The 6367-nt window shown below is 69.8% G+C and carries 8 protein-coding genes; 5 read left to right on the forward strand and 3 right to left on the reverse strand.

Annotation, left to right across the window (positions count from 1 at the left end; all coding sequences use genetic code 11):
• From ABFS34_15440 to ABFS34_15460, 5 genes are all read left to right on the forward strand, one after another.
• On the forward strand, positions 1-562 hold a 562-nt coding region (locus ABFS34_15440; GenBank protein ID MEN8376821.1), incomplete at its 5' end, for an ankyrin repeat domain-containing protein.
• 296 nt (positions 563-858) lie between these two features.
• The gene (locus ABFS34_15445) at positions 859-1206 is read left to right on the forward strand and encodes a hypothetical protein (GenBank protein ID MEN8376822.1); all 348 of its coding nucleotides are present in this window, start codon (positions 859-861) and stop codon (positions 1204-1206) included.
• Between the two features lie 17 nt (positions 1207-1223).
• Positions 1224-2549, forward strand: coding sequence for an amino acid permease (locus ABFS34_15450; GenBank protein ID MEN8376823.1), 1326 nt, complete (start codon positions 1224-1226; stop codon positions 2547-2549).
• Positions 2527-3507 (forward strand): amidohydrolase family protein, encoded by a 981-nt coding sequence (locus tag ABFS34_15455; GenBank protein ID MEN8376824.1) that lies wholly within the window; start codon positions 2527-2529, stop codon positions 3505-3507. The genes ABFS34_15450 and ABFS34_15455 overlap by 23 nt, the downstream gene beginning before the upstream one ends.
• 70 nt (positions 3508-3577) lie before the next feature.
• Entirely contained in the window at positions 3578-4648 is a 1071-nt protein-coding gene (locus ABFS34_15460; GenBank protein ID MEN8376825.1) for a PQQ-dependent sugar dehydrogenase, read from the forward strand.
• Between the two features lie 41 nt (positions 4649-4689).
• Here ABFS34_15460 and ABFS34_15465 read toward each other — a convergent pair whose 3' ends face one another.
• The 3 genes from ABFS34_15465 to ABFS34_15475 all read right to left on the reverse strand — a co-directional run bounded on the left by ABFS34_15465 (position 4690) and on the right by ABFS34_15475 (position 6165).
• The gene (locus ABFS34_15465) at positions 4690-5241 is read right to left on the reverse strand and encodes a dihydrofolate reductase family protein (GenBank protein MEN8376826.1); all 552 of its coding nucleotides are present in this window, start codon (positions 5239-5241) and stop codon (positions 4690-4692) included.
• 125 nt (positions 5242-5366) lie between these two features.
• The gene (locus ABFS34_15470; protein ID MEN8376827.1) at positions 5367-5711 is read right to left on the reverse strand and encodes a DUF86 domain-containing protein; all 345 of its coding nucleotides are present in this window, start codon (positions 5709-5711) and stop codon (positions 5367-5369) included.
• Positions 5692-6165, reverse strand: a complete 474-nt coding sequence (locus ABFS34_15475) for a nucleotidyltransferase domain-containing protein (GenBank protein ID MEN8376828.1) — start codon at positions 6163-6165, stop codon at positions 5692-5694. Before ABFS34_15475 ends, ABFS34_15470 begins: the two co-directional genes overlap by 20 nt.
• Positions 6166-6367: the final 202 nt, after the last annotated feature.

A 6367-nucleotide genomic window follows, 5' to 3' on the forward strand; every position in this document is an offset into this window, starting at 1 on the left:
GTCCTTCCTCTACTCCTGGTCCGAGAACCGGTCGTTCGCGGCCCTCCGCGAGCGTTCCGAGCTCGATTGCGAGGCCACCCCGCTCCATTGCGCCGTCCGCGACGGCGACACCGCCGCCATCACCGCGTTCCTCGATGGCGGCGGGGATCGGGAGCTCCGAGACGGCTGGGGCCGCACCGCGCTGGCGTGGGCCGCCGCGCACGACAGCGTCGCGCACATGGGTCGGCTCCTCCAGGCCGGGGCCCAACCGGATGCGCCGAACGACGCCGGCCGGACCGCGCTCGTCGAGGCCGCCGGCCGGGATCGGTTCGAGGTCGCGGACGTGCTCCTCGAGGGCGGAGCGGACATCGACGCGATGAACGGAATCGAGGACCGCGCCACGGCGCTTCACCAGTGCGTGATGGACAACCGCATCGCGTGCGTCCGCTACCTGATCGAGCGCGGTGCCCGCACGGACGTGGAAGACTCCTACGGCTACACGGCGGTCGAGCGTGCCCAGACGCTGCCGGATGTGGACCCGGAGATCGTGGCGCTGCTGGTGGGCGGCGCCGGGACGCTGTGAGACCCCGGGTGCGAGGGACCGGTATCGCCTCCAGGAGCCTGCTTTCGAGGGAGAGGACGGCCTGTTTGACAGTGCTTGCCCTCATGGGAGGTGTTTGGGGTTGCCGGCCCAGCGACCCTCCAGCGCAGGTCGGCGAGAATCTCGAACGGTGGGCGCAGTACTCAAGCCTCAATGAAGAAGAGAGAGTTGCCCTCTATCGACCTCTGCTGCCGGCTCTTCGTGGCCTGACGTTGGAAACGTGGGGGAGCCCGGAGGCTTGGGCAGAAATGTGCGGGACGTCCGTCGAGCAGGAACAGGTGACGATCGCCCTCGTCGACTCGTTGACTGACGCGGATCTGTCACCGTCCGGAGCGGTTCTTCCGCAATCTCTTCTCGCCGAGGCACTCGAGGCCGGATGGATCGACGATGTCCTGTCGACGCCCGATGCCATTGGCGAAACACCCGGCTCGATGCGCTTCGTGCTTTCCCTCCCGAAAGCGAGGGCAGACAAGCTCGCCGTCCGTATGCGCATGGGGCGTGTGCACACGTGTCCGGGAATCAGGAGGGCCGGCCAAAGAAGATTCGCTGCGGTGTGGGAGATGATGCTGGCTCGAAGCGGCGAAGACTGGGAGCTGGTCGGGCAACGGATTGTAGCGATCACGTGATGGACGGCGAGGATCACTTGACCCCGTCCTCCGCCCCCCTGCGCCGGTCCCTCGGCCTGCTCCAGGCCACGGCGCTCGTGGTGGGCGTCATCATCGGCGCGTCCATCTTCGTGCAGCCGTCGGAGATCGTGCGCGACGTGGCCTCCGTGGGCGGCGTCTTCCTCGTCTGGAGCGTGGCGGGGCTGCTCACGGCCTCGGGCGCCCTGATCTGCGCCGAGCTGGCCTCCGCCTGGCCCCAGACGGGGGGCGTCTACGTCTTCCTGCGCAGCACGCTCTCGCCCGCGCTCGGCTTCCTGTGGGGCTGGGCGATGTTCTGGATCATGCACTCGGGCATCGCCGCCGCCATCGCGATGGTGTTCGGGCGCTACACCGCCTACTTCCTCCCCTGGGGCGACGCCGCCGTGAAGCCGCTGGCCGTCGGCGCCATAGTCCTGGTCTCGGGGATCAACTACGCGGGCGTCCAGCACGGCGGCCGGCTCCAGGCGGCGTTCACGATCGGCAAGGTCGCCGCCATCGCGGCGATAATCGCGGTGGCGTTCGCGCTCGGGGCGCCGCACGCGGCGGAAGCGGCGCCGGCGGTCGTCTCGGGCGGGGACGCCACGGGGTTCCTGACCGCCGTGGCCGCCGGCCTGTTCGCGTTCGGCGGCTGGCACATGGTCACCTACACGGCGGGCGAGACCGTGGACCCTCGGCGCACCCTGCCGCGCGCCCTGATGATCGGCGTCGCGATCGTGGTGGTCTGCTACATCGCGCTGAACGCGGCCTACCTGTACGTGCTGCCGCTGGACACCATGGTCGCGTCGACGCGCGTGGCTGCCGACGCCGCCGACGCCGTCCTGGGTTCCGGCGGCGCCGCGTTCATGTCCGCGCTGGTGGGCTTCTCGACGTTCGGGGCGCTGGCGGGGGTGGTGCTCGCGGGCCCGCGCGTGTACCACGCCATGGCCGAGGACGGGCTGCTCTTCCGCTGGGTGGCGGCGGTGCACCCCAGGCACAGGACGCCGCACCGGGCCATCGTGCTGCAGGCGATCTGGTCGTGCGTGCTGGTGGCGACGGGTACCTACCGCGGGCTGTTCACGCGCGTGGTCTACACCGAGTGGCTGTTCTTCGCGCTCATGGCGGCCGGGCTCCTGCTGGCCCGCCGCCGGCCCGGCTACGCGCCCGCGTACCGGGTGTGGGGCGGCCCGCTCGTGCCGGGGCTCTTCATCGTTGGCGCGCTGGGGGTGGTGGCGAGCCAGGTCGCGCTCCAGCCGCTGGACAGCGCGGCGGGCCTGGGCTTCGTCCTGCTCGGGCTGCCGGTCTACTTCTTCTGGGAGGCGAGGCGTGCGCATCATCGACGTCCATAACCACTACTACCCGCCGGCGTACCTGGAGGCGGTGGAGCGTGGACCGTCGACCGTCCGCTTCACGCGCGACGGCGAGGGCAACCCGGTCCTCCACTACCCCGGCGACTACAACGTCGTCGTGCCCGGCCACAGCGACCTCGGCTACCGCGAGCGGGTGCTCGAGGAGCAGGGGGTGGACGTGCAAGTGGTCACGTTCACCGCGCCCGGCGCCCACGTCGAGGATCCCTCCCGCGCCGTGGAGCTGTGCCGTCTAGTGAACGACGACCTGGCGGCCGCTTCGCGCAGGCCCTCCGGGCGGATCGCCGCGCTCGCGACGCTGCCCCTCAACGACCCGGCCGCGTCCGCCGACGAGCTGTCGCGCGCGATGACGGAGCTGGGCCTGCCCGGCGCCATGGTGTTCGCCAACGTTCAGGGGGTGGCGCTGGCGGACGACCGCTTCCTGCCGCTCTGGGAGCGCGCCGACGAGCTGGGCGCGGTCATCCACATCCACCCGACCCAGGCGCCCGGCGTCGAGGCAATGACCGAGTACTGGCTGCTGCCACTCGTGGGATTCCTCATGGACACGACGCTCGCGGCGGCGGGCCTCGTCTTCGCCGGCGTTCCGGAACGGTTCCCCCGGATCCGGTGGGTTCTGGGGCACCTCGGGGGGACGATCCCGTACCTGGTGGAGCGCCTGGACCGCGGGTGGCGCGCGTTCCCCGAATGCCGCGAGCGCATCGACCGGCCGCCCTCGGAGTACCTGCGAAGCTTCTTCTACGACGGCGTCAACTTCGACCCCAAGGCGCTGCGCCTGGCCGTGGACTTCGCCGGCGCGTCGCAGATCCTCGCGGGGAGCGACTACCCGCACCGGATCGGCAGCATCCCGCTGATGAAGGAGGTGGTCGAGGGAGCCGGGCTGTCGGGCGATGAGCGCGCCGCGATCCTCGGCGGGAACGCGGAGTCGGTGTACGGGCTATAGGACGGCGGTTCTCGAGGCCCACTTTGCCCGCGTACAGATGCACATGACCCACCGTCTCTTCGCGCTCGCGATGCTCGCGCCCGCTTCCTGCGCCGCAGCGCAGGGAGACCTGCCTTTCGACGTCGAGGCCGTCGCCGAGTTCGACGAGCCGTGGGCGCTGGCCTTCCTGCCCGACGGCCGCATGCTCGTGACGGAGAAGCCAGGTCGCCTATTCCTCGTGACACGCCGCGGGGATAAGTCCGCCGTTGCGGGGGTGCCAGAGGTGGCCTACGGCGGACAGGGCGGCCTCGGCGACGTGGCGATCCATCCGAACTTCGATGAGAACCGGCTCGTCTACCTCAGCTACGCCGAGGCCGGCGACCGAGGCACCCGGGGCGCCGCTGTCGCGCGGGCCACCCTCTCAGCGGACGGCGGCGGGCTGCTGGACCTCGAGGTGATCTGGCGCCAGGTGCCGAAGGCCAGGGGGAGCGGTCACTACGGCTACCGCCTGCTGTTCGACCGCGAGGGGTATCTGTGGATCTCCTCCGGTGAGCGCCGGTCGTCCGATGCCGCCCAGGCCCTGCGGACCAACCTGGGCAAGATCCTCCGCCTCAACGACGACGGCTCCGCGCCGGCCGACAACCCGTTCTACGACCAGGGTGGCGCCGCACGGGAAGTCTGGTCGCTCGGCCACCGCAATCCGCTCGGCTTTGCGCTCGACGCGGACGGCCAGCTCTGGAACGTCGAGATGGGGCCGAGGGGCGGCGACGAGCTGAACCGCGTGGTCCGGGGCGCGAACTACGGCTGGCCGATCGTATCGAACGGCCGCCACTACAGCGGCAGAGGCATCCCCGACCACGACACCCGTCCCGACTTCGAGGCCCCCAGGGTCTGGTGGACACCCGTGATCTCGCCCGACGGCTTGATGATCTACACCGGCGACCTCTTCGAGGATTGGCGCGGCAACGCGTTCATCGCAGGGCTGTCGTCGCGGGCCCTGGTGCGGGTGGAGCTCGACGGGGAGGGGGCGCGTGAAGCCGAGCGGTTCGAGATGGGTCGGCGGATGCGGGCGGTGGTGCAGGGGCCGGACGGGGCGATCTGGATGCTGGAGGATCGAGGCGGGGGGCGGCTGTTGAGGCTGACGCCGAAGGGCGGGGTGTGACGCCGCTTCGACAGGTAGCCGCGGCTAAGGCCCCGGGACCGCTACTTCGGGCGCGCCTGGATCTGCACCATTCCCCCAGCGTACGTGTGGTGGTTCACGATCTTTAGCGGATACGGGCGTGAGAGACCCGCGAAGAGCGGGTGCCCTTCCCCCAGCGCGATCGGGGCCAGCGTGATCGTGAGATCGTCGATCAGGCCGGCCTCGGCGGCTTGGCGGATCAGGTTTCCGCCGTCGATATAGACGTCTTTCCCCGACGCGGCCTCCTTCGCCTGCGTCACCATCTCTTCGATGGATCCAGACACGGCGCGGACGGTGTCGCGCACCCCGTCGCCGAGATCCCTGTGCGTCGCCACTAGCACCGGCCGGTCCCCGTATCCCCACCATTCCGCACGCTGCACGACGTCGAACGTCCCCCGCCCCATCAGCAGGGCGCCCACGTCGGCGATGAAGGCCTCGTACGTCAGCGCATCGGGATCCGACTCACCGCCCGGGTTCGCCGCTTCCGGGCCCATGAGCCACGACAGGTCGTCGTTCGGGCCGGCGATGAAGCCGTCCAGGGAGCTGGCGATGTATACGCGGACGCGTGAGGGCATGGCGTTCTCAAGTGATCAGGGCATGGAACTCGACGACCGACTCGCTGCACTGCCCAGCAATCGAGCACCCTGCGGATAGCCCGTCCAGTGGAGGCCGAGCGGCGGTGGACGTCTTGACGTCACGATCACTCCGAGGCTTCCTCCACCAGCGCCGCGATCGCCGGGCGCAGCGCCGGCAGCCGGGTCGACGCGACCTCCCAGACGAGCTCGTAGTCGACGCCGAGGTATCCGTGGATGAGCCGGTCGCGCATGCCGGCCAGCGCGCGCCAGTCCACTTCGGGATGGGCGTCTCGCCACTCCGGCGATAGCAGCTTGGCCGCCTCGCCGACGACCTCTATGCTGCGGGCGAAGGCGCGGCGCAGCGTCTCGTCGACGAGGAAATCCTCCCGTGAGAGTCCGGACGTCACCTCGGCCAGGTACTCCGCCTCGTGGAGGATATGCCTCAGGTAGTCACGCGCCGACCGCGACAAACTCCGCCTCCTCGAGGTTCCGAGGACCGATGAAGGGGCTCAGCCCCTCGGTCGTGACCAGGTCGACGGGCCGGCCGAGCAACCGCTCCAGAAGGGAAGCGAGCGCCGCGAAGCGGTCGTACGTCTTCTGCGCCGGATCGAACTCCACCAGCACGTCGGCGTCGCTGTCAGCTCCGGCGGTCCCGCGCAGGACCGACCCGAACAGGCCGATTCGGCGCACCCCCAGCGCACGCAGATCCTGGCGGTGATCGTTGAGGATGCGTTTGATGTCGCCCGCCGGGGGCGGCGGAGGCAGAGAGTCGCCGGGCCGCTCGCCCTCCCGGGGCGAGCCAAGGAGTGCTCGTTCGAGGATGACCAGGACCTCGGAATTCAGGCTGCGCCGGTTGCCCGCCGCCCGGTCTCTGAGCTGCTCGTGCAGTTCCTCGGGCACACCCCGAATCGTCAGCGTCGTCATGGCGTGCTCCTCCGGCTGGGTGCTCTCTCCCTTTGACATTATTTCGCATGCATAATGCTGTCAACGCCTCCGTGGACGTTGCGCCACCGATCCCCCACCAGGCGGGCCGCGCAGTCGGCGCGGCGTTACGAGAAACTTGCCGGACGAATCATATCATGACTATCTTAGTCATAACCTTACGAGCTAATAGGTGTCTAATGTC

The organism is Gemmatimonadota bacterium, assembly GCA_039715185.1.
Taxonomy (GTDB): Bacteria; Gemmatimonadota; Gemmatimonadetes; order Longimicrobiales; family RSA9; genus DATHRK01.

What these genes read in the sequence shown, in the direction of transcription:
- ABFS34_15465 (MEN8376826.1), bottom strand. Translation starts at nt 5,241, where the DNA reads ATGCCCTCACGCGTCCGCGTATACATCGCCAGCTCCCTGGACGGCTTC.
- ABFS34_15460 (MEN8376825.1), top strand. Translation starts at nt 3,578, where the DNA reads ATGCTCGCGCCCGCTTCCTGCGCCGCAGCGCAGGGAGACCTGCCTTTC.
- ABFS34_15475 (MEN8376828.1), bottom strand. Translation starts at nt 6,165, where the DNA reads ATGACGACGCTGACGATTCGGGGTGTGCCCGAGGAACTGCACGAGCAG.